The sequence below is a fragment of the Paenibacillus sp. HWE-109 genome (assembly GCF_022163125.1).
In the GTDB taxonomy this organism is placed as follows: Bacteria; Bacillota; Bacilli; order Paenibacillales; family NBRC-103111; genus Paenibacillus_E.
On the sequence record NZ_CP091881.1, the window covers coordinates 1,132,066 to 1,153,894 of the forward strand.

At 44.2% G+C, this 21,829-nt stretch carries 14 protein-coding genes; 11 read left to right on the plus strand and 3 right to left on the minus strand.

What is annotated here, in order from left to right; translation table 11 throughout:
* Positions 1-39: 39 nt before the first annotated feature.
* Positions 40-6,543, plus strand: a complete 6,504-nt coding sequence (locus LOZ80_RS04680) for a chitinase N-terminal domain-containing protein (RefSeq protein WP_238170328.1) — start codon at positions 40-42, stop codon at positions 6,541-6,543.
* 163 nt (positions 6,544-6,706) lie between these two features.
* Here the strand turns inward: LOZ80_RS04680 and LOZ80_RS04685 are convergent, their stop codons facing one another.
* Positions 6,707-7,660, minus strand: coding sequence for an alpha/beta hydrolase (locus LOZ80_RS04685; RefSeq protein WP_238170329.1), 954 nt, complete (start codon positions 7,658-7,660; stop codon positions 6,707-6,709).
* Positions 7,661-8,302: 642 nt separating this feature from the next.
* On the opposite strand from LOZ80_RS04685, the gene LOZ80_RS04690 reads away from it, so the two are divergent.
* From LOZ80_RS04690 to LOZ80_RS04705, 4 genes are read left to right on the plus strand one after another with little or no spacing between them, the layout of a single operon-like run.
* Entirely contained in the window at positions 8,303-9,856 is a 1,554-nt protein-coding gene (locus LOZ80_RS04690) for a spore germination protein (protein ID WP_238170330.1), read from the plus strand.
* The gene (locus LOZ80_RS04695) at positions 9,853-10,956 is read left to right on the plus strand and encodes a GerAB/ArcD/ProY family transporter (RefSeq protein ID WP_238170331.1); all 1,104 of its coding nucleotides are present in this window, start codon (positions 9,853-9,855) and stop codon (positions 10,954-10,956) included. Before LOZ80_RS04690 ends, LOZ80_RS04695 begins: the two co-directional genes overlap by 4 nt.
* On the plus strand, positions 10,953-12,161 hold the full coding sequence (locus tag LOZ80_RS04700) for a Ger(x)C family spore germination protein (protein ID WP_238170332.1): 1,209 nt from the start codon (positions 10,953-10,955) through the stop codon (positions 12,159-12,161). The genes LOZ80_RS04695 and LOZ80_RS04700 overlap by 4 nt, the downstream gene beginning before the upstream one ends.
* Positions 12,162-12,174: 13 nt before the next feature.
* Positions 12,175-12,399, plus strand: a complete 225-nt coding sequence (locus tag LOZ80_RS04705) for a hypothetical protein (protein ID WP_238170333.1) — start codon at positions 12,175-12,177, stop codon at positions 12,397-12,399.
* 70 nt (positions 12,400-12,469) lie between these two features.
* Here the strand turns inward: LOZ80_RS04705 and LOZ80_RS04710 are convergent, their stop codons facing one another.
* Complete coding sequence (locus LOZ80_RS04710; RefSeq protein WP_238170334.1) at positions 12,470-14,707, minus strand: AraC family transcriptional regulator; 2,238 nt, start codon at positions 14,705-14,707, stop codon at positions 12,470-12,472.
* Between the two features lie 51 nt (positions 14,708-14,758).
* Between LOZ80_RS04710 and LOZ80_RS04715 the strand changes: the two genes are divergently transcribed.
* From LOZ80_RS04715 to LOZ80_RS04740, 6 genes are all read left to right on the plus strand, one after another.
* On the plus strand, positions 14,759-14,920 hold the full coding sequence (locus tag LOZ80_RS04715; RefSeq protein WP_238170335.1) for a hypothetical protein: 162 nt from the start codon (positions 14,759-14,761) through the stop codon (positions 14,918-14,920).
* 12 nt (positions 14,921-14,932) lie between these two features.
* On the plus strand, positions 14,933-15,844 hold the full coding sequence (locus LOZ80_RS04720) for an ABC transporter permease (protein WP_238170336.1): 912 nt from the start codon (positions 14,933-14,935) through the stop codon (positions 15,842-15,844).
* 39 nt (positions 15,845-15,883) lie between these two features.
* Positions 15,884-16,750: a carbohydrate ABC transporter permease gene (locus LOZ80_RS04725; RefSeq protein WP_443147049.1), complete on the plus strand. Its 867-nt coding sequence runs from the start codon at positions 15,884-15,886 to the stop codon at positions 16,748-16,750.
* 67 nt (positions 16,751-16,817) lie between these two features.
* Complete coding sequence (locus LOZ80_RS04730) at positions 16,818-18,359, plus strand: extracellular solute-binding protein (protein ID WP_238170338.1); 1,542 nt, start codon at positions 16,818-16,820, stop codon at positions 18,357-18,359.
* A gap of 63 nt (positions 18,360-18,422) precedes the next feature.
* Positions 18,423-19,457 (plus strand): dienelactone hydrolase family protein, encoded by a 1,035-nt coding sequence (locus LOZ80_RS04735; protein WP_238170339.1) that lies wholly within the window; start codon positions 18,423-18,425, stop codon positions 19,455-19,457.
* 34 nt (positions 19,458-19,491) lie between these two features.
* On the plus strand, positions 19,492-20,646 hold the full coding sequence (locus LOZ80_RS04740; protein WP_238172896.1) for a glycoside hydrolase family protein: 1,155 nt from the start codon (positions 19,492-19,494) through the stop codon (positions 20,644-20,646).
* A 46-nt stretch (positions 20,647-20,692) separates the two neighbouring features.
* Here the strand turns inward: LOZ80_RS04740 and LOZ80_RS04745 are convergent, their stop codons facing one another.
* Positions 20,693-21,814 carry a GerAB/ArcD/ProY family transporter gene (locus LOZ80_RS04745; RefSeq protein WP_238170340.1) on the minus strand — a complete coding sequence of 374 codons (1,122 nt, stop codon included), beginning with the start codon at positions 21,812-21,814 and terminating at the stop codon, positions 20,693-20,695.
* Positions 21,815-21,829: the final 15 nt, after the last annotated feature.

Genomic DNA, 21,829 nt, shown 5'->3' on the forward strand with positions numbered 1-21,829 from the left:
ATAAACATTAAACGATTAGTCAATGGAAGGAGCAACAAGATGAAGTCTAAATCAGCATTTCTATTTGAAAATGTAAGAAAGCGTTTGCTTGCAGTAGTTTCGGCAACGAGTATCATAATGTCGCTTGTACCGATTGGCTCTGTTTCTGCCGATACCATCGGCACAAGCAATCTGGTACAAATTAATGAAACGGTTAGTAATGGTTTTACCCATCCAGGTATCGGCTTTACCAAAGCGATACTCGAAAACGCGAGAGATCAGGTGATGGCGCAAAAAGAGCCCTGGTATTCGGGGTATTTGTCAATGGCCAATTCCGATGCTGCTTCGAAAACGGTTACATCAAGCAACCAAAGCTCAGCGGATCCCAATAAACCGGGTACAGATGCTTTTGACTGCCAATGCTTTGAGCCGAAATTTATTTCTGATGGCTTGAAGGCGTATACACAGGCGATGATGTATTATTTTACCGGCGATGAGACCTATCGGGCCAATGCGCTGCATATTATCCGCATTTGGGAACAGATGGATCCTGCAAAATACAAATTTTATACGGATGGGCAGATTCATGCAGCGATCCCAGCCAACCGGATGATAAGTGCGGCTGAAATATTGCGATATACCAGCTATCAGAATCCGGCGAATGCATGGACGGATCAAGATACCACCCTATTTACGAATAATTTGATTGTTCCGTTGACAGAAACGCTATTTCATAGTCCGGATTACTTTATGAACCAGTTTAATTATCCACTGTTCGGAGCTATGGCTGGGTATATCTTTACTGATAACAGAGACAGATATAACGAGTCAGTCGAATGGTTTACAGTTAATAAGACGGCCAAAGATCAAGGCTTCAATGGATCGGTCAAGCGCTTGCTCCGAATTGTCGATCGCAACGACGCGACGGGCGAGCCGGTTACGCCGCACCTTGAGCATATGGAGATGGGAAGGGACCAGGCGCACGCCGGCGGGGACATAACCAATTTTGGCCTCCTCGCGAGGCAGTTGACGGCCCAGGGAACTAAGGTGGATCCGATAGAAGGAACCCCATCCACCAAAGCGGATGCCGTAGGACCGTATGAGTTCCTGAATGATCGAATTTTGGCGGGTGCCGACTATTATTGGCAGTTCATGCTCGGTTACGATACGCCCTGGACGCCGGTTGCGTACGCTATTAGTCCCGATGGAACGATAAGGGATACCTATAATACCTTATCAGGCGGCTATCGCGGTAGATTTGTCAATAATAATATATGGTATCTCTTCTATTACTACAAGTATATCAAAGGGGTCGATATTGCGGCAAAGGCTCCCTATTTTTATGAAGCATTCACCAAGAGGCTTCCCCAAGATGTTGGTAAATGGAACAACGTGGACGGCGGAGGAGACGAGTGGCTCTATTATCCTGCGGCGGCAGCGGCTGACGCGGCAACTTATGCCGAAAAGACGCCACCAGTTGGTTTGGTTAAGCTCGCGGATAGGGCCACAATATTAAATACTAATACGTCTATCATGCAAGAAGGCAATACTTCCTTTGTCAGATTGAACGCGACGCCGGAAGGAACTTCTTCGCCCGTTACTCACGGGGCACTTACCGAGAACATGATCGGAATTAAAATTCGGACCAATGGCGTAGCAACATTGGAAGTAAGAGGTAATCCAGAGGAGACCATATGGCCGCTATTAGCACAGATCACGCTTCCGGACACGAAAGGGCAGTGGCAATATGTCACCCTTAACAAGGTAACATTGGATACGATCTACTATTTAAATGTCAAAGGACCTGCAGGAACCACGGTTGATATGGAGCATATCCTGAAAGCGGCTGATCAGAAGCTGACGCCGCCGGCATTTAACGCTGGAAATTCAGATTTGAATCTGTATACCTATGCCGGTTCGCCGGTTCAACTTGATTTCTCTGCTACGGATGCAAGCGGCACGGAAGTTGTTTCGTATGAGCTGCAGAATAATCCGAGCGGGCTTGGAATTAACAATGATACAGGCGCATTTTCTTGGCAGCCTACGCAAGCCGGGGACGTTTCCTTTGTTGTCTTGGCTTCCGATGGTACTACAGTAGCAACCAAGAACGTGATGATTCATGTAGCTAATGACCGTGCTTCTGCCGTTCAAGCCGTCATTACTCCCTATGATCCCAATGCCATTTATTCGTCTGCATCGCTTGCGGCATATCAAGCGGAGTATGCGAAGACCATCAGTCAGATAAACGGCACATCCGATGAAGCTTTCAATCAGCAATTGAAATCCCTGAGGAGCGTAGTACTCGGTCTTGATTTGGTGACACAATTAAGAGCGGACGGCAGCATGCATTACTCCGGTAAAGTATTTTGGTCCAGTTGGGGTTCTGATATTAAAAATATGGATGATTTGGATAATTCAACTGGTTCTTCGTTGAGTACAGCACTGGGTTCTCCACCCCATTTATATCATATTGTGGATTTTGGTCCCGATTATAAAGTTTCAGCTTACAAATTCGGATTCTTTAGCAATATCTTTACGGATCGCGTTGCAAACTCCACGGTATACGGATCGAACGATGGGGAAACCTGGACCAGGATGACACCGGGAGTAACGCAGATGACTCAAGCCTTTCAAACCCTTGATGTCGATCCTGCGTACCAGAATGTGAAATATCGCTATCTTAAATTGGAAATGATTCAGCCGTTACCTGACGTTCTTTATGGCATAGTGCGGAATTTCCTGGAGTTAAGGGATTTCGATATTTATGGTACGGGCTATGAGATTGGGAATAAGATAAAGTCCGTATCGATTGGTTCGGATCAAAGCGTAAACGGCAAAATTTCCACAGGCGATACGGCAAAAGTTAGGATTACAGCAAAAGAACCCATCCAGAACGTAAAGGTCAAGATTCAAGGCATTGATGCAACGGTCAGCACGACGGACAATATCAGTTGGACGGCTGTGGCAAAGATAAATGGAAATGAAACAACCGGCTATATGAAAGTATCTGTTGACTATCAGAAGAATGATGGAACGGATGGAGACACCATGTATGGGACTTCCGACGGCAGTACGCTGTTACTTGTCGATGGGTCAAAATTCATCAATGTTCCTATGCTAGCTACCGTTACAGCTTCCGACAAGCAGTGGCCCGGCAACGGTCTGTCAGCGGCTCAGGTAGGCTACTTGTTGTTTGATGGCAACACGTCATCTTTCGGAGACTTGAATACGGCTTCCGGCTCCTATTACACGGTAGACTTCGGAGCAGACGCAGCTATCAAGTTGAGCGAAGTGCTGCTCATGCCAAGAGCATCGGTTCCTGGAAGAATGAATGGCATGGTGGTTCAAGGCTCCAACGATAATGTCAATTGGAAGAACATGACTACCGGTGTTTCAGACTCACAAGCGAACAAATGGTACCAATTGAAAAATAGTCAAATCCTAGATCATAATGCTTACCGATACTTGAGACTATACAACAGTTCCGCTTGGTCAGGCGACGTGTCGGAAGTTGAATTTTACGGAGATTATACGGCATCCGCTGCAATCATTGCATCCAAAATCACAAGTGCTGCAACGCCTGTCAAGGGTGCAACGAGTATCTCGATGCCTAAGGTTCCGGCAGGCTATAGCGTATCAATTAAATCCACATTGCCTTCTGGAATTATTGGCACAGACGGAACGATCACATCGCCAGACTATGATACATTAGTGAACGCTGTATTTACAGTTACGAAACTGGATGACGGCACGACAGCGGATACGGGGAGCATCGTTATTTTGGCGCCGGGCAAATATAGCAGTCCCAAAATCGACGTCAAAAATGTGGCAAAAGTGACAGCTTCTGCTGTGCAGTATCCTGGCACCGGTTTGTCAGCGGCGCAGGTAGGTTATTTATTGTTTGACGGAGATACGGCTACAGCCGGTGACCTGAATAGCGGTACGGGCGCCTATTACATTGTTGATTTGGGTGCAGGCTCGTCTGCTCAGTTGAACGAAATCAGGCTCATGCCGAGAGCAGGGACGAATAGCGCCAGAATGAATGGACTCGTTGTTCTGGGCTCCAACGACAATGCAACTTGGACGAATCTTACTCAGCCTGTAATTGGAGCGACAGACGGCACTTGGATCGATATCAGGCTTGACAAAATTTTGGATCACACGTATTACCGTTATTTGAAACTGTTTAACAGCAGTGCTTGGTTCGGCAACATCGCGGAAGTTGAGTTTTACGGCGATTATCAATTCGACTTTAATTCCAATGTGCTTCCGCCGAACAACTATACTAACGGAAGCTACTACCTGTATCAAAATGAAGTCAATCGGATTCAATCGGCAATGAACCAGCCGGGAGCCGATAAGCCGGCGCTACTCAAGCAGTTGCTTCAGGTTCAAGAGCTGCTGGTGTCTCTGGTCGATATGTACCCAAAAATCAACATTACGTCTTCGATGACGTCGGCATCGTCCACTTCGTGGGACGGTACGCTCAATGCGGCAATGAACGGGTGGCGCGCATTTGACGGGGATACAACCACTTCGCCTGATACGAAAACAGGATCGGGTTGGGCTCAAGCCGACTTGGGCTCGGGAAATGCCAAAGTGATTGGCGGCATTAAGTTTATACCGAGATCTGGCAATATTGCCCGGATTAACGGAGCACTGATCCAAGGATCCAACGATGGTACCAACTTTGACACGTTATATACAATCAATAACATCACAGATTTTAAATGGTATTCGCAACTATTAAATAGCAGCAAGGCATACCGTTATCTGAGGTACTATACGCCTAACGGCTTTGCCAATGTGGGAGATGTGGAATTCCATGAGAAGATTGTGGATCGAACGCTGCTTAAGCTTCTGCTTAGCAAAGCGGCAGCGATTAACACTAGCCAGTACACGGCAGACAGCTACGCAGCACTGCAGGCGGCCCTAGCGACGGCAAGTGTGTCTGACAATGCTAACGCAAACCAGGCCGAAATCGATACGGCCTCTACCAACCTGATTTCGGCGTTGGGCGCGTTAAAATACGTGATCTCGGCTAGCGTAGATCCCGCTGCACCGAATGGGCTTAACGGCTGGTATACGGTGCCGGCGACCGTGACGTTATCGACCTATGGCGGCGCGGAATACAAAGTGAACGGTGAAGCAGTATGGCATTCCTACACAGCTCCGTTTACTTTCGAGCAGGACGGCACTTATACTTTCAACTATCGAATCAAGAACAGCGATGGAACGACCAGCGCCGAGCAGTCGACTACTGTAAATGTGGACAGAACAGCGCCGGCAGACGCGACCTTCGTTACAGAAAATACACCGGACAATGTCCATATGGCCGTGACAATCAACTATCCTGCTGACTCTGTGGTGAATGAGTACAAAGTGGGCGCGAATGGCGTCTGGACTGCTTATTTGGCCCCGATCATTGTTAACGATAATGAAACGGTATATGCAAGAGGGACGGATGCTGCAGGCAATACTTCGAATGAGGTTCATGTTGTCGCGAGCATTGTTGATAAATTACCCCCAGCAGATGCTGTACTATCCGCCGATATTACGGCTCCGACGAACGGCAATGTAACGCTTACGATCAGCTATCCGGCTGACGCAGCTGTGAAGGAGTACAAAATAGGCGATAGCGGTGCATGGACAGCTAACGGCGCTCCAGTAGTTGTCACCGCCAATGACACCGTGTATGCGAGAGGAACGGATGCAGCGGGCAATGTCTCGAATGTGACGAGCTACACGGTCAGCAACATCGATAAAATCGTTCCTACCGCAACTGTGGTTTACAGTGAAACAGCAGCGACGAATCAAGATGTTGTTGCCACGATCCTACCAAACGAGCAGGTAACGATTACGAACAACAGCGGTTCGGCGAGCTATACGTTCATTCAGAACGGCAGATTCACATTTGAATTCGTCGATGCGGCTGGAAACCATGGGATGGTTACGGCGATTGTAAACAATATCACAGCGAAGAGTAAAGGCGTTCCGGGAACAGTCGTTCTTTCCGACGATAACGGGTATGATGGAATAGCAGACGGTAATTACCAGATCACCATGAATATGTGGTATGGAAATAACGGCAAGACTTACAAACTTTATGAAAATGGTACACTAATCGATTCACAAGTGCTGACGGACAATTCCACGAATGCTCAGTCAACGGTAACATCGATTACGTATAAGCCAATTGGCACCTACCAATATTATGCCGAACTGACGAATGCGTACGGGACAACCAAAAGCAGCACACACACAGTAATCGTAACGCAAGCAGCTCCGGCAAAACCAGTATTGTCGAACAACAATTGGGATAATGACGGGAACTTCAACGTCACGATGAATATGTGGTGGGGAACGAATGGGACAAGTTATCGTTTATATGAGAATGACGTCCTCATCTATTCACAAGAATTGACGAACAATTCACCGTCAGCTCAATCGGCAATAGCCATAATAACGAACAAGGCCATTGGTACCTATGTATACCGCGCGGAGTTAGTGAACTATGCGGGTGCGACATCCAGCAATACGATGAGTGTGACAGTTACTAAGTAAAACAACTGATGCACAACAGCTGTTAGGGACAGGGTTGTAGGTGTGACAATTTTCTTACGGCCCAGGAATCACTGGTGGAAACTTCACAATTAATCATAAATAATTAAAGTGAAAAACCAGTCAAAACACGAGAAAAAAGTGTTAGACTGGTTTTTATCACTACTTATAATCCATTCTCTACTGTTTTCAAAAAAGAAAGCACAGCAACATTCATCTGCTCCAACCCCCGCTGTTCAATCGGAAAATGACCAGCCCCCTCTAAAACTACATATTCTTTTTTAGATTTTATATTGTCAAAAAACGGTTTGCTGAAGCTATAAGGAGTCATAGGGTCTAATTGAGGATGAACGAGTAATACCGGACAAATATCAAAATTCTCAGGTTTTATTACCGGTTTCATATTTAAGAACGTTCTTAATAAGCGCAAAGGGATTTTCGTGCCTGCCGCATGAGCATCGTTCATAATGAGTTTGGTCATTTCGACGTTATTCGTAATCAATTTCATCCGAGATACATGATTAACAGAGATATGCAAGGAATCTAATAAAAAAGGAAATTTGTCCATCAAAAATTTTCCTAACCGACTAATGAGTTTGTTAGGAGCTAACTGATCACGAACTTTCGAATCACTCGTATCAACAAATGTCGTTGCAATTAACCCTTTGACTCGCTTACTCTGTACAGCGGCGTGATAAGCTAACATGCCTCCTATACTGGTGCCTAGTAAGATAATAGGCTTGCCGTCCCGTTTCAATTCCTGATCGATTAATTCATTTAGGATGTCAATCCAAAGCTGGTAATCTAATGATTTTACCGAATTTGTATAACTTAAACCATAAGGCGGTAGATCCGGCGACACGACTTCATAACCGCATTTTTGCAGCATTCGTGCATAAGGAGCCAACAATCTGCCATTGCCACCAGCACCATGAATGAAAACAATTTTTAATTTTGCATGCGGAACAGGCATACGATCCAGATGAATATGAACATTGTTCCAAGTCATCCATTCTTCTGTTGGTAAATGGTTTTCATTTATTTGCATTTCTGCAGGAAAAAATTTCTGATATTGTTTCCAATAGATCACCGATTGATTATATGTTGAAAATTTATTCATGAATTTGCAGTTCCTTTCTCCCCAAGACTACATAGGACTCCACGCTGTCCTTATGCTTAGTGCTTACCGGCAGTCTAAATCTTTATTTCATTCGTCTACAACTATATTTTCTCAGTTTAACACTTTGATTTTCAGTCTAACACTTTATTTCGAAAGACATGTAAAGGGATCTCTAGTCCGTTAATGTCCAATGCCTGAGAAATCAGGCTTTTATTAAAATTATAGAGTTTATATGTATTGGAGTGAACTCGGAGTTGCTCCGGCTGCCTCGCGCGGACGTAAGGGAACAATGGTGCGCTATTCTAGCTAAAAGTGTCAGTATCGGGAGGTTGAGGGAACTACAGTACGCTATTTTGCTGTTTCATGGGAATTTCAACGCTTTTTGTGGAAATAGGACCCTGTAGTTCCGCTACTACCCTCGCATCCCTACTTTTTGCCTAATTAGCGTCCCCTAGTTCCCCTACTAGGTTTCGCTGCTAAGAAGTGACTGATCTATCGAGGCGCAGCACGAACAGTTCCTTCGTTGCAATATCCGTTTGGCAGGAAGGTTCTGAAAGTAACATGAAATTGGATAATTTCCTTTTTATTGGGACATACTTAGGCTGTGAAAATGAGCTGAGATATGGAAAGAAGGGAGCGAGTATGCGACTATTCAACAAAGGGTGGAAGAGGTACTTAAAGACATCTGAGGCTACCTCTGTATCTGAAGTTGAAATCCCTGTACAACCTTCCTCCCGACTGGACGATAATCTTCTTTACTTGACTTCGCTGTATGAAGAGTGCGGCGACATTGTGTTCCATTCCTTCGCGCTGGCGAATGGAATCAAGGCGGCTGCTGTGTATGCTCAGGGGTTAGCGGACGAAAGCTTGTTCCAGCAGCAAATCCTCGAGCCTCTGCTGCACATGGAGCTGGGGAAAACGGAATTTCTGTCCCAGCTTGTCGAACAACTCACAGCCAAGGCAGAGCAGTTGACGGAGTGGTCCACCATTATTGAAAAAATCGGCAGCGGACTCCCTATTCTGTGGTTAGATGGCTCTAGGGCTGCATTTGCCTTCGGGATGACCAAAATCACACAACGAACTGTAGAAGAACCGGTGGCCGAATCAACGATACGAGGACCGCGTGAAGGGTTTACTGAATCGATCGGGGTAAACATCCCGCTGATTCGCAGAAGAATTAAAAGCCCAGAGCTTAAAATGATCAACATGAAGATAGGGACTTATACGAAAACACAAATAACTTTGGCTTATATGAAGAACCTGGCGGATCCCCATTTGGTGGAGGAAATGAAATTGCGAATTGAACGAATTCGCATCGATGGGGTTCTTGAGAGCGAAATGATCGAGGAATGGATTTCCGATAATCCGTACTCACCGTTTCCTCAGGTGTTACCAACCGAGCGTCCGGATGTCGTTTGCGCCAATGTACTGGAAGGTCGGCTTGCTGTCTTGATCGATGGGACTCCCTTTGTTTTGATAGCTCCAGTCGGGTTGTTCTCGCTGCTGCAATCAGCAGAGGATTACTACCAGAACGTAATTATGAGTACGTTTATCCGTTTGTTGAGATATGTCTTTTTCATCATATCGGTGCTACTTCCCTCCGCTTACGTTGCTATCACTACCTTCCACCAGGAGATGATACCGAGCGTTCTTTTGCTCAATATATCAAAATCAAGAGAAGAGATCCCGTTCCCTGCCCTTGTTGAGGCATTGATCATGGAAACTACATTTGAAGCACTGAGAGAAGCCGGGGTTCGCCTTCCGAAACAGGTAGGTGCTGCCGTCAGTATCGTTGGCGCCCTCGTTATAGGACAGGCTGCTACTTCTGCGGGTATCGTATCGGCCCCGATGGTTATTGTCGTGGCGATCACCGGGATTGCTTCTTTCATGATCCCTCGGTATACCTTGGGTGTTTCACTTCGATTAATCCGATTTCCTATTATGCTGATGGCAGGAACCCTAGGATTAGTAGGTATGATCCTCGGTTTTATCGGCATTATTCTGCATCTTTGCAGACTCAGTTCCTTCGGTGTTCCCTATTTAGCACCTATTTCACCGACCTGCTTCAAGGAATTAAAAGACTTGTTGTTCCGCGCACCTGTCTGGAAGCAGGAGCATCATCCTCAATTGAGCGGCTACCAAGAGCAGCAGAACGAAACTGTAGGTCTGCATGATAAAGGAGAGGATACAACTTGATCCCTCAGAAGATTTCCTCGAAGCAGATGGCTGTGTTTATGTATCCGGCTATTCTGGCCACCTCCATTCTCGGTGTACCCAGCATCACGATGAAATTTGCCGGTCATGATATGTGGTTATCCCCACTGTATGCTTCCATTTTTGGTTTTTTGGCAATCCTGATAGCTTTCCGTCTTAATGTGAAATTTCCAGGCCAGTCCCTCATACAATGCAGCACAATTGTATTAGGCAAGATCGGCGGCAAGATCTTCGGGCTGATTTATATGTTCTACTTGCCCCATTTGTGCGGAATCGTATTAAGGGAATATGGTGAATTTATCTTAAGTACAATTCTTCATCACACGCCCTTATTTATTGTTATGGGCTCGCTGATGTTGTTCTGTGCCATGAATGTCAAGAGTGGAATTCAGGTTATCGCGCGAAGCAGTCAAATTTTGATCGTTATGGCATGGTTTTTTCTCTTTTTTATATTAGTTTTACTCATCCCGGAGATGAATCCGAGCGAGCTGCTCCCTTTTGCCGAGAAAGGCCTTAAACCTTCTATTATTGGAGCGATTGCACCGGCAGCCTGGTTTTCGGAATATATATTTGTTTCTTTTTTTCTTCCCAGCATATCGGATCGTTCGAAGGCGTTCAAAGTTACGCTGTTGTCATTAGTTGTTGTAACCATTACGATGGTTGCCATTAATCTGTCTTGTCTTATGCTTCTCGGGGACTTAACAGATACGTTTGTGTACCCGGTAATGATTGCCGCACGCTATATCAGCTATGCGGATTTTTTCCAACACATTGAATCCCTTATTGTAGCCATCTGGATTTTCGGTATTTTTGTGAAAGTATCGTTGTTTTTATATATTCATGCGGTAGCTACGGCACAATGGCTGAACATCAAGGATTACCGTCCACTTGTGTTCCCATTATCTTTTCTCACCGTTGCATACAGCTACTGGGTCGTGTCCAATCAGAGCGAGATGGGCACCTTGCTGGGCGCAGGTGGGAACATTTACACACTTACCTTGCTGATCATTCTACCGGGATTGTTATGGGCCGTTGCTGTCATTCGAAAGCAGGGAATAAAGGGGAAGGGAAGTTCCCTATGAGTACAGGGAAAAGGCTCCTCTGTCTCTTGCTGCTTCTAGCCTTTGCCGTAGAAGCGGCTGGGTGCTGGGATCGGAGAGAGATTAATGACTTGGCTATCGTTCTGGCTGTTGGTGTAGATCGCAATCCGAATAATAACATATTGCTTTCGGCACAACTCTTTATCCCAAAGGTGGCCGGGGGTGGTCCTCAAGGCAATACAGGAGGCAGCGGCGGCAACGCTGCAGGACAGACGATCATGATGAGTGCCGAGGGAGTGACCATCGCTGACGCCTTGACCCAACTGCAACTTAAGCTGTCGCGCTCCTTATTCTGGGGACAAAGCGAGGTCATTATTATCGGGGAAGAAGCTGCCGCGAAGGGGATTCATTCCTATATCGATCTCTTCCTGAGATATATTCAATTCCGTGAGCATGCTTATACGTACATAAGCAAAGATAAGGCTGTCGATCTGATCAAGCTGCAGCCCCCGTTGGAGAGAAGCTCTGCGGAAGTGCTTCGGGAGATGGGGAATTTGAAACTAGGTGCCCAGATTACCCTCAAAGAGCTTGCACAAAAAATAAATGGAGCCTCTCAAGCAGCCCTGCTGACCCGTATTCAGATTACTTCATTTGCCACAGCAGCTGATCCAACTCACAATAATATTAAAGTCTCCGGCATTGACATATTTAATAAAGATAAATTTGTAGGAAGCCTGGATGAGCATGCAGGCCTAGGTATCCTTACGGTCTGCAATGAGCTGGAGACGAAAATTTACTCGTTTCCCCTTACTAAATCTGCCGAGTATGTTTCGGTGAATGTGGTTCATTCGAATACGAAGATTGTTCCTCACATTGATAAAAAAGGAATTTGGAGTATTGAGATGTTCGTCGATATGAACGGAGAATTAGTGCTGAATACAACCGATCAGCAGAATTTTGACCCCAAATTTGTTCAACAAATCAAGCAGGCATGGACAGACACGATAAGAAGGGACATTGAAGCCAGTCTATTGCGTGTTCAGAAGCAACTCAAAACGGATGCCTTCGGATTTGCCGACGAATTCTATCGGCATTATCCCAAACAATTTAACCAAGTCAAGGAACGATGGAATGATCAAGTGTTTCCCGAAATACAAGTCAATGTTCACATTAGCACGCAAATTAATCGAATTGGCAAATCCACTGTCCCTCAAGGAGTCCCCGAGAGCTATATTCGTAAAAAATAGGAGGCGATTATGCTTGAAAGTATTCCCTGTTCTTGGAATGATTATATTAGCTTTGGTGATCTACATGATGGAGGCGAGACATGTCAAAAGTGTCAAAGTGAAAGCAACAGTTGGAGGTATCTCCGTTATAGCCTTGACCATTGGGATTCTACTTCTGTATTTCCCGGAAATTCCTGGGCCGACCGATTGGATTTTACCTGTATTCAAACCGTTGAACCGTATGATTGGAACAGAATAGAAATGCCTGATACCCAAAAAGCAGTCAAGAGGATATGCCTCTATGACTGCTTTTTTATCGTTCTCGAAGCTCACTCTTTTACAAATTCATTTCTATATTGACTTGGTGTGCATCCCGTCGCCTTTTTAAAAGCGCTGAAGAAGTGGCTTCGGGTTTGGAATCCTGTCTTGGAAGCAATGATAGCTAACGTATCCTCCGTGTTGACCAGTAAATATTTGACCTGCTCAATACGCTGAAGCAAGATGAAATCGGCTAAAGTGACCTGTGTGGCCTCTTTGAACAGGTGTCTCAAATAACTGGACGAGAAGCCAAGATGGTCGGCGATGATATCCGTTGAGAGGAGGGGGTCCTGTAAATGATCCTGGACGTATTCCATGATTTCTTGAACCAGTTCCCCTTTGCGACCACCGATTTGATTCTGGCTGAGGGTTTCCATGATGCTGAGGATTTCTTGTTCGATCCAAGTTTGTGCTTCAGCGAGTGAAGAGAATCGATCAGCGCGGAATTCTTCCAAAATAGATTCCTTCATCGTTGTGACCTTATTAAATGCTTTGTATAAGCTATAGACGATCATTTGTAATTGGAACAAGCACTCGGAATAGGAAGCATGCTTTAGTTGGACCAGTAACCGGTCTAGCAGCGCGATAGAACGTTCCGCATCATTCTGCTTAATCACTTGTATCAACTCGTTCAAGGCAATTTGGTCCGGATAGATTTGTTCTTGTTGAAAGCTCTCTTCCAAGTCAGAATCACAATAAATTTTATTCTCCCCATTAAAAAACTTAAGCAATGACAACTCATACACATCCTGATAAGACTGTCGTAAATTATCTTGGATGGATAAGGTGCTACTCAACGCGAGGGAGGTTCGAATTTGCAGCCATTTTTCGATTTGAAGGCCAACATTTTCTAAGGAATCTTTGATGTCAGGCTTACTTCTCTGCTCGGTGAAGTCACGGACACCCAACAATAAAACGATATGATCACTGCCCATATCAACGGATTCACACGTGTAGTCAGCTTCGTTGAAGATTTCTTGTGCAATATTGCCCATGGCATATTTAAGCAGCTTTCGTGAGTTGTAATTATACGTATCTACGAAATATTTGTAGGTTTCTATCCGTAAGATGGCCAGATGAAGGTTTTCATATGCCAGCAATGGAGACACTTCGTTATGAACTTTTCCTTCAAGCTTTGTTCCCTGCAACAGCCATTGGCGCAGGAATTCTTCTTTGGCGATATGGCGATAATCCTTGAGCGAATGATTCATATTCTGAAGGGAATCCATGAGATACGTGAATCCACTTCGAATGATGTCAGCATCCGCTCCCGATTGTTGAATCGAATGAAGGCCAAGCTTATTTTGTAATTCCGCGGATAGTTTGCGAAAAGGACTTAACGTTCGACGTGAGCTCCAAATGAATAGCAGAAGCATGAGAATCAGAAGAACCACACACCAAAAGGCTAACTTCTGTTTGAACTTATTAATGTTCTTAGTCAAGAAGTTTTCATCGACTACAAAATGCATCACCCATTGTTCAATAGGCAGCTCAGCAGATGAAATCTTTCGTTTATCTTTACCTAGTTTATATTCTATGGGTTGAAACGGCTTGTCCGGAGCCTGATAGTAGGTGTCCGTAAGCGCAACATTCGAAATGCTCTCACCAAGCATTATTTGTTTGTTTTTATCCGTAATATTAATTTGTAAACCAACGGTATCTTCATTCTGCAGCAGAAACTTTTGAAGTTGATCTTTATTGAGCAAAATGACTAAATAGCCAGAATTCGTTGATGGTGTGTTTGGCATGATCATTCCAATATAGGTCTCATTGCCGACTGCATGATTGAAGTAAGAAATGTAGGATGGACGATCCTCCAGAATTTTTCGAATGATACCTTGATCTTGAAAAGTATTGAAATCCTGCAGGCTCGTTGAGGTGTCTATGACTTTACGCGTTTTCGTATTTACTAAATAGATGGAATGGATGAAAGGCTGCAGGGATGCAAAGCGGCTAGCTGCATTGAAAGCATCCGCATCACTGATTGGATCGCGTTGATCTGAGATCAGCCAATAGCTTATCGCGGTGTCCTGATAGGTACTAACCCCAAAGGAACGAATAGTATCGAAAGTAAATAACGTATTTTGATAAGAATGCCGCATCTTAGCTAAGGAGAAGGTGTTGACGTCAGCTGCTGCTTGCTTGGAATATTCGTAAGACATGAATAAGGTAAATGTAAGTAAGATCATGAATAACAGGCTGAGCATTGGAAACAGCAGAGGCATTTTGATCCGAGTTATGATTTTCATGAGTATCCCCCTCTAATAGCTAACTTCTATTATAGGAAAGGCAGTTCCTTCATGGAAGTACTTATTCTGCTTCCTTGTATTCAATACGGCTATTCGCATCTGTACAGCCATTTGAAGGACTGCATCGTCAATCTTCTGACTTTACCAGTCCTTGCCGAGCGAATTATGATAAGCACATCGACAAGAGCTGCTATTACAACAAAAAAGGGTTGAGGTGATGAACAGATGGGTTTCTTTAAAGAAATCAGGAAAAATGTCGATCTCTACATATTGGCATTGCCTGGTCTTCTATTTCTACTTATTTTCGCTTATGTCCCTATGTCGGGTCATTTGCTCGCTTTTAAGAAATATCAACTTATGAATGGGATATGGGGAAGTCCCTGGGTTGGATTTGATAATTTCAAATTCTTCTTTCAAGGTCATGATTGGATTCAGGTAACCTTCAACACATTGTTCCTAAATGGATTATTCATTATCTTCAGTTTACTCATTTCTGCCAGCGTTGCGATCCTCTTAAATGAGATTCGTATGAAGCTGTTTAAAAAACTAGCACAATCCATTATATTCTTGCCATATTTCATCTCATGGTTAGTGGTTAGTTTAATGGTGTTCGCGATCTTAAATACAGGTGATGGCTTGCTGAACAAATTCCTGATCACCCTCGGGCTGCCCGAAGTAGCATGGTTCCAGAAGTCGGGTGCCTGGCCGGCCATCTTAACCATAATCTATGTGTGGAAATTTGCAGGCTACTATTCGGTTATTTTCCTAGCTTCTATTACAGGAATTTCATCCGATTATTATGAAGCAGCCGAAATTGACGGTGCATCACGGTTTCAACAAATCATTCATATTACAATTCCTTTGCTCAAACCGATTATCATCATGCTTGCCTTACTGGGTGTCGGTCGGATTTTCTATGGCGATTTTGGCATGATTTATGGAATCGTAGGTGACAATGGAGTCCTCTTCCCGACAACGGATGTCATTGATACGTATTCGTTCCGCGCCTTGCGTCAACTAGGGAATTTCAGCATGTCGGCAGCCGTAGTTTTTTATCAATCCATTATGGGATTGATTTGTATCGTCGTGTTTAACGGATTAGTCCGCAAAATCGATAAAGATTCAAGTTTGTTCTAGGAGGTTAACCGTTTGAATGCTAATCTGAAGAACTGGTCGTTGCGTGAAAAAACATTTGGAATGGGTATGAACTTAATTGTTCTGTTATTTGCTTTGTTTTGTTTTGTGCCATTCTGGCTCGTCTTCATTGATTCCTTTGCTTCAGAAGCCAGCTTTATGGCTCATGGGTATCAACTACTACCGAGCGCTCTAACACTCGATGCGTATAAATTCATTTTGCAAGGAGATCAAATCTTTCGCAGTTACCGGGTCTCTATATTGGTTACAATTATAGGAACTGCACTTTCAGTGATTATTACAGCGATGTATGCCTATGTAATTGCAAACCGTAAGGTTAAATATCGCAATATCCTTTCATTCCTTACGTATTTTACGATGGTTTTTGGCGCTGGACTGGTCGGCTTCTACATCTTGATCGCTAACTGGCTGCATCTGAAGGATTCCGTTTGGGCACTCATTTTACCGTATTTGTTAAATCCATTTTATGCATTTATACTCGTATCTTTTTACCGGACGTTACCTTATGAAATTAATGAATCGGCGACCATCGATGGAGCTAGAGAAATTCGTATATTCTTCAAAATTATTTTGCCTATCACGGCGCCGGCCATTGCAACAATAACGCTATTTTATGCGCTGCAATATTGGAACGACTGGTGGTTATCCCTTCTGTTTATCGATAATTACAAGCTGCATCCGCTTCAAATGATGATCCGTCAGCTCATTTCGAACTTGAATGTTTCTTCTTATGTTTCAGGAAGCAGTACTTCCTATAGTGTGTCAGCACCTACGAATGTTGTTCAAATGGCAACTGTGTGCTTAACGATCGGTCCTATTGTACTCGTATATCCCTTCGTTCAGAAATATTTTGTCAGAGGTTTGACTGTTGGCGCGATTAAAGGGTAATGTTGTTCCCCGGGTGATGCCGGTTGAACATATAAGGAAGATGTTTCATAAAGGGAGGCAAACAGAAATGAAGAAATGGATTAGCTTAGGTTTGACAGCAGTTACCGTTATGGCGGTATTGGCAGGCTGCAGCAATGGAGACAAGGTGGCGGAATCCGCAACATCCTCAGCTGCAACGAACACACAACAATCTTCAGCTGTGAAGAAGAACGAGCCAGCTACACTTAAAATCATGATTCCAGGTGATCGCCCGAAAGATTTTGACACCGTGATTGCAGAAGCGGAAAAACGCATGTCGGGTACACTTAATGTGAAGCTGAACGTGGTTTTCGTACCGTTCTCTGACATCACTCAAAAAACACAAGTTACGCTAGCGTCTGGAGAGGATGTCGACTTAGTATTCGATGCACCTTGGGTTCACTTGAGTCAAATGGTAGCAGGCAACTATTATGAACCGTTAGGTGATTTACTCAAACAATATGGCCCGGATATATTAAAAGCGAGATCCGAACAATTATGGAATTCTAATAAATATAACGGCAAAATTATGGCGATCCCGCTTACCAATTCCTACTTTCAAGGTCGTGTCTTTTACGTCCGCAAAGATCTGAGAGAGAAATATGGCGTAGCACCAATTAAGACGTACGATGATTTGATTAATTATGCCAAAGTCATCAAGGAGAAAGAGACCAATATTGCACCTATTATCGCGGGAAAAGGCGCAATGGGTTGGGCGAACTTCCGTAAGTTATTCGATTACGATAGCCACATTGATGATACACAAATTGGTACGAATGGTGTTCTCTTCTTGAAAAACAACGACGGTAAGGTCTACAATATGTTTGATCAAATGGATCCAACAGTTTGGAACTGGATTACCGATGTTAGAAAACTATATACCGATAAATTGATGTATCAAGATGTGTTATCGGTCAAAGATGCCAAGGCCGAATATAAAGCGGGTAAAGCAGCCATTATCAATGCCAACGATTTTGGTGTGAATGCTGACGATGCGGCTGCGGTGAAGAAGAGCGTAAATGGCGAGATTGAAGCTGTGACTTTGTTTAAACAAGAGAAGGGAGCGAATGTGTCTACTTTCCAAGCTTGGAATTTCCTCGCTCTGACGCATGTTAGCAAAAACAAAGAGCGTGCGATTCAATTCTTAAACTGGACACAGCAAAAGGATAACTATGACTTGCTTGCATACGGGATAAAGGGCAAAAACTGGGAGCCTGTTGGCGACGATCAGTACAAGAAGCTTGATAACGACTATGCGTGGTTCCCTTATGCATGGCTTTGGAATCCAACTATGGATCGCTATGATCAAAGCCTGGGCGCGGAGACGATTGTCCTGAACAAATACACGGCTGTTAGTGAAAACTTTACACCGAGTAAATTAGCTGGTTTTACTTTCGATTCTGCGTCAGTTGCGAATGAGGTTGCTCAACTGAATACACTTCGGGACAAGTACATGGATCCTATCTTTAATGGTGTAGTGGACCCGCAAACGTATTGGGATAAATATAAAGCCGAAGCGAGCTCCGCGGTGAAGAAAATTCAAACCGAAATGCAGAAGCAAATTGATGCTTTCTTATCTGTGAAAAAATAATAAAATGAGCAACTGTCGTAAGGGAATTCCTCTTACGACAGTTTTCATATGGAGGATGAGCTTATGTGGGCAGCGGATCAATTTCTGGCAACTGAATATGAAAAATCAAGGATGAACCAAGGGCTAGATCGCAGCAGGCAGGCGAACGATCGAAAAGTACATCTAAGAGAAGTTTTAGCCCGGTCCATCGGTACTTTTGAGAAGGAAGAAAATCATACGCCAGTGCTTTTGGAGGAAATGGACTGTGGCACGTATATAAGAAAGCGGGTAGAACTCTCTGCCACGCCAGGATTAACATTTCCTGCTTATGTATTAGTACCTAAAGGATTTGGAAAGTCAAAACTGCCAGGTGTAGTGGCTGTTCACGGTCACGGATATGGAAGTAGACAAATTCTAGGGATGCATCCGGACGGCTCATGGGATGAAGGGCAGCCTGGCATTTATCATAATTTTGCCCTCGAATTGGTTCATCGAGGCATGGTTGTGATTGCACCAGACGTCGTGGGATTCGGAGAGAGAAGGTTACAGTCAGACTTAAAAGAAGACCCTAATGCTCCTAGCTCTTGTTATACGATGGCTGCACAATTGTTAATGGTTGGTAAGACATTGACAGGGCTTCGTATTCAAGAGGCTTTATGTACATTAGATTACTTTAGTGGTTTGGAGGAAGTAGACCCAGAACGTATTGGAATCATGGGTTTCTCAGGAGGCAGTTTGATAGCCTTCATTGCCTCCGTCCTAGACGAGCGCTTGCATGCAACTGTGCTGGCAGGCTTCCCTAACACGTTCAAAGAAAGTATTCTTGCGGTTCACCATTGTCTGTGCAACTATACCCCGGGTATTCTGAATCATGCCGAATTACCGGAACTGATTAGCTTAATTGCGCCTAGACCGCTGTTTCTCGAGTCGGGCTTGGATGATCCGATTTTTCCCAAAGAAGGATTTATTAAAGCTGTCGAAGCCATTCAAGCTGCTTATACGAGTATTGGAAAGCCAGATCTTCTGGCAACAGATCTTTTTCCTGGTGCTCATGAGATTAGCGGGAGATTGTCATATGATTGGATGTACGCAAAGCTAACCGAAAGTCTTGGATATTGAAATCAAATAAACTTAAGGGGTAGAAGAAATGAGTATGCTTGAGGCAAAAGACCAAATTTGGCTAGAGAATGTGATTGGCAAAATTAAATTGAAAATGGACTGGGTCAGCGAAAAGTCCAAACATAAAATTCCGTACACGACCATCAACGGCACACATGATAATCGCATCGTGGACAATCCTACTGGTACCGAAACGGATGAAATTAACTGGTGGACCAACGGCTTCTGGGGCGGCATGATGTGGCTTATGCATCACGAAACAGGTAACGAGAAATATAAAGAAATCGCACAAATCTCCGAAAAAGAATTAGATCGCTGTTTTGATGAATTTTACGGTTTGCATCATGATGTTGGATTTATGTGGTTGCCGACGAGTAGGGCGAATTATAAAGTGACGCAGAATCCGGAATCTCGCAAACGAGCACTCCATGCTGCTGTACTGCTCGCAGGTCGCTTTAATTTGGCAGGCGGCTTTATTCGGGCATGGAACGAAGTAGAGGGCTCTGATACAAGAGGCTGGGCGATTATCGACTGCATGTTTAATATTCCGCTGCTATACTGGGCTTCGGAAGAAACGGGTGATCCAAGGTTCAAGCAAATTGCGATGAAGCACGCCGATACGGCGATGACGGCGTTTGTCAGACCGGATGGATCTGTGAACCACATTGTAGAATTTGATCCGTTTGAAGGCGGCGTAGTTAGAACGTATGGCGGCCAAGGATATGAAGAAGGTTCTTCCTGGACGAGAGGGCAGACCTGGGCGTTATATGGGTACATGATGAGCTATATTCATACGCAAAAGGATGACTATTTGCAAACCGCGAAACGTATTGCCAACTATTTTATCTCAAACATTCCAGCAGATGGCGTGATTCCGGTTGATTTCCGTCAGCCGAAAGTACCGAAGCGCGAGGATGATACGGCTGCAGCGATTGCAGCATGCGGTCTGATTGAAATTGCGAAAGTCGTAGGCGAGCATGAGAAGGATCTGTATCTGGGTGCTGCGTTGAAGATGCTCCAAACGTTGGATAGCTCCCGGATCAATTGGACAACTGACAGTGATAGCTTGGTTCAATACGGTTCAGCCGCCTATCATTCGGCAAACCATCATCACGCGATTATTTATGGCGACTACTATTTCATGGAAGCGATTTTCAAGCTAAAAGGGAACGATTTGTATCTATGGTAAAGGGGGAATAGGAGAACAAGGGATACTCGGTGAATCACTGTCTCGTTCATTTTTCTGGAATTATTTTGAGCGTTCCACTCTTTTTGCTTCTGAAAATAGTAACTATAATGATTAAAATCAGAGGGAGAAGGTATGCGAAATTGTCGAATAAAGTCCACATCACATAACCGTCTTCCATGAACGAAGGTTCATTGGGGTACATCGTGATAGAGAGGAGAAGACAGATAACCGCAATGGGATAGGTCAGGATGCGATCATCTTTCAATTTGAACAGTTGCGATATAACATTCGTTAATATAAATAATAGGATGCTGGTTTTCATATACGATCCGATAATCAACGAGAATCCGATCACCGATTCAGTTCTTTCGAGAATTTCTTGAATAAAGATCAACCGAGCAAGCAAGAACAAGGAGTATTTAAGCTCACCGGTCAAAGGGCCTAAAACCATTATGGAACATACAATAGATGCCAGTAATGTAATGCCGTTGATAATCAAAGCGAAAACCATATATTTTCCAATCTTGTCTTTGTCTTTCTTGCGCACAAACGGAAGGATTGCTGCGTACAGCGCAACCTCAACATAGGGAAATCCATAGGCGATATAGGCACCGTGAAGGACCGGTTTAATCCCGTCTGGTATAATAGGAAGCAGGAATTCCGGGTGAAAATAAGGTGAAACCAACGCCAAAACCAAGAAGATAAATCCGAACATCATGAAAAGCAAGACAACGAACATTCTGGCCATCACTTCAATCCCGGCGCGTGCAGTCAAGGCAATCACAATAAAAAATAAACAATTAATCGCATAGCTAGGTGTTTCTTTCATCATCGTGCTTTTGAAAAAGCCTCCAATTTCAATTACAATCGCGGCAACCTGCCAGAACATAGCGCAAATATAGGGTACGGCGACGATTATCGTAAGCCATTTCCCTATGGACTGGCGGCTGTATTCAATGAAGGCCATTCCCGGATACTTTCGCTGTAAGTAAAGAACGCAAGTCAGAATAAACATGCCCAATGCAAATGCTAACAAGAAAGAGATCCATGCCCCATTTTTCGCAGCGCCTGCCAGAGGACCCGGTATAAGAACGATAGACGAACCAGTCATGCCTGCGAGAAACAGCATACCCACTTGAAACGAACTAATGCTTTCCATGTTTTTCATAATGTCCCTCATACT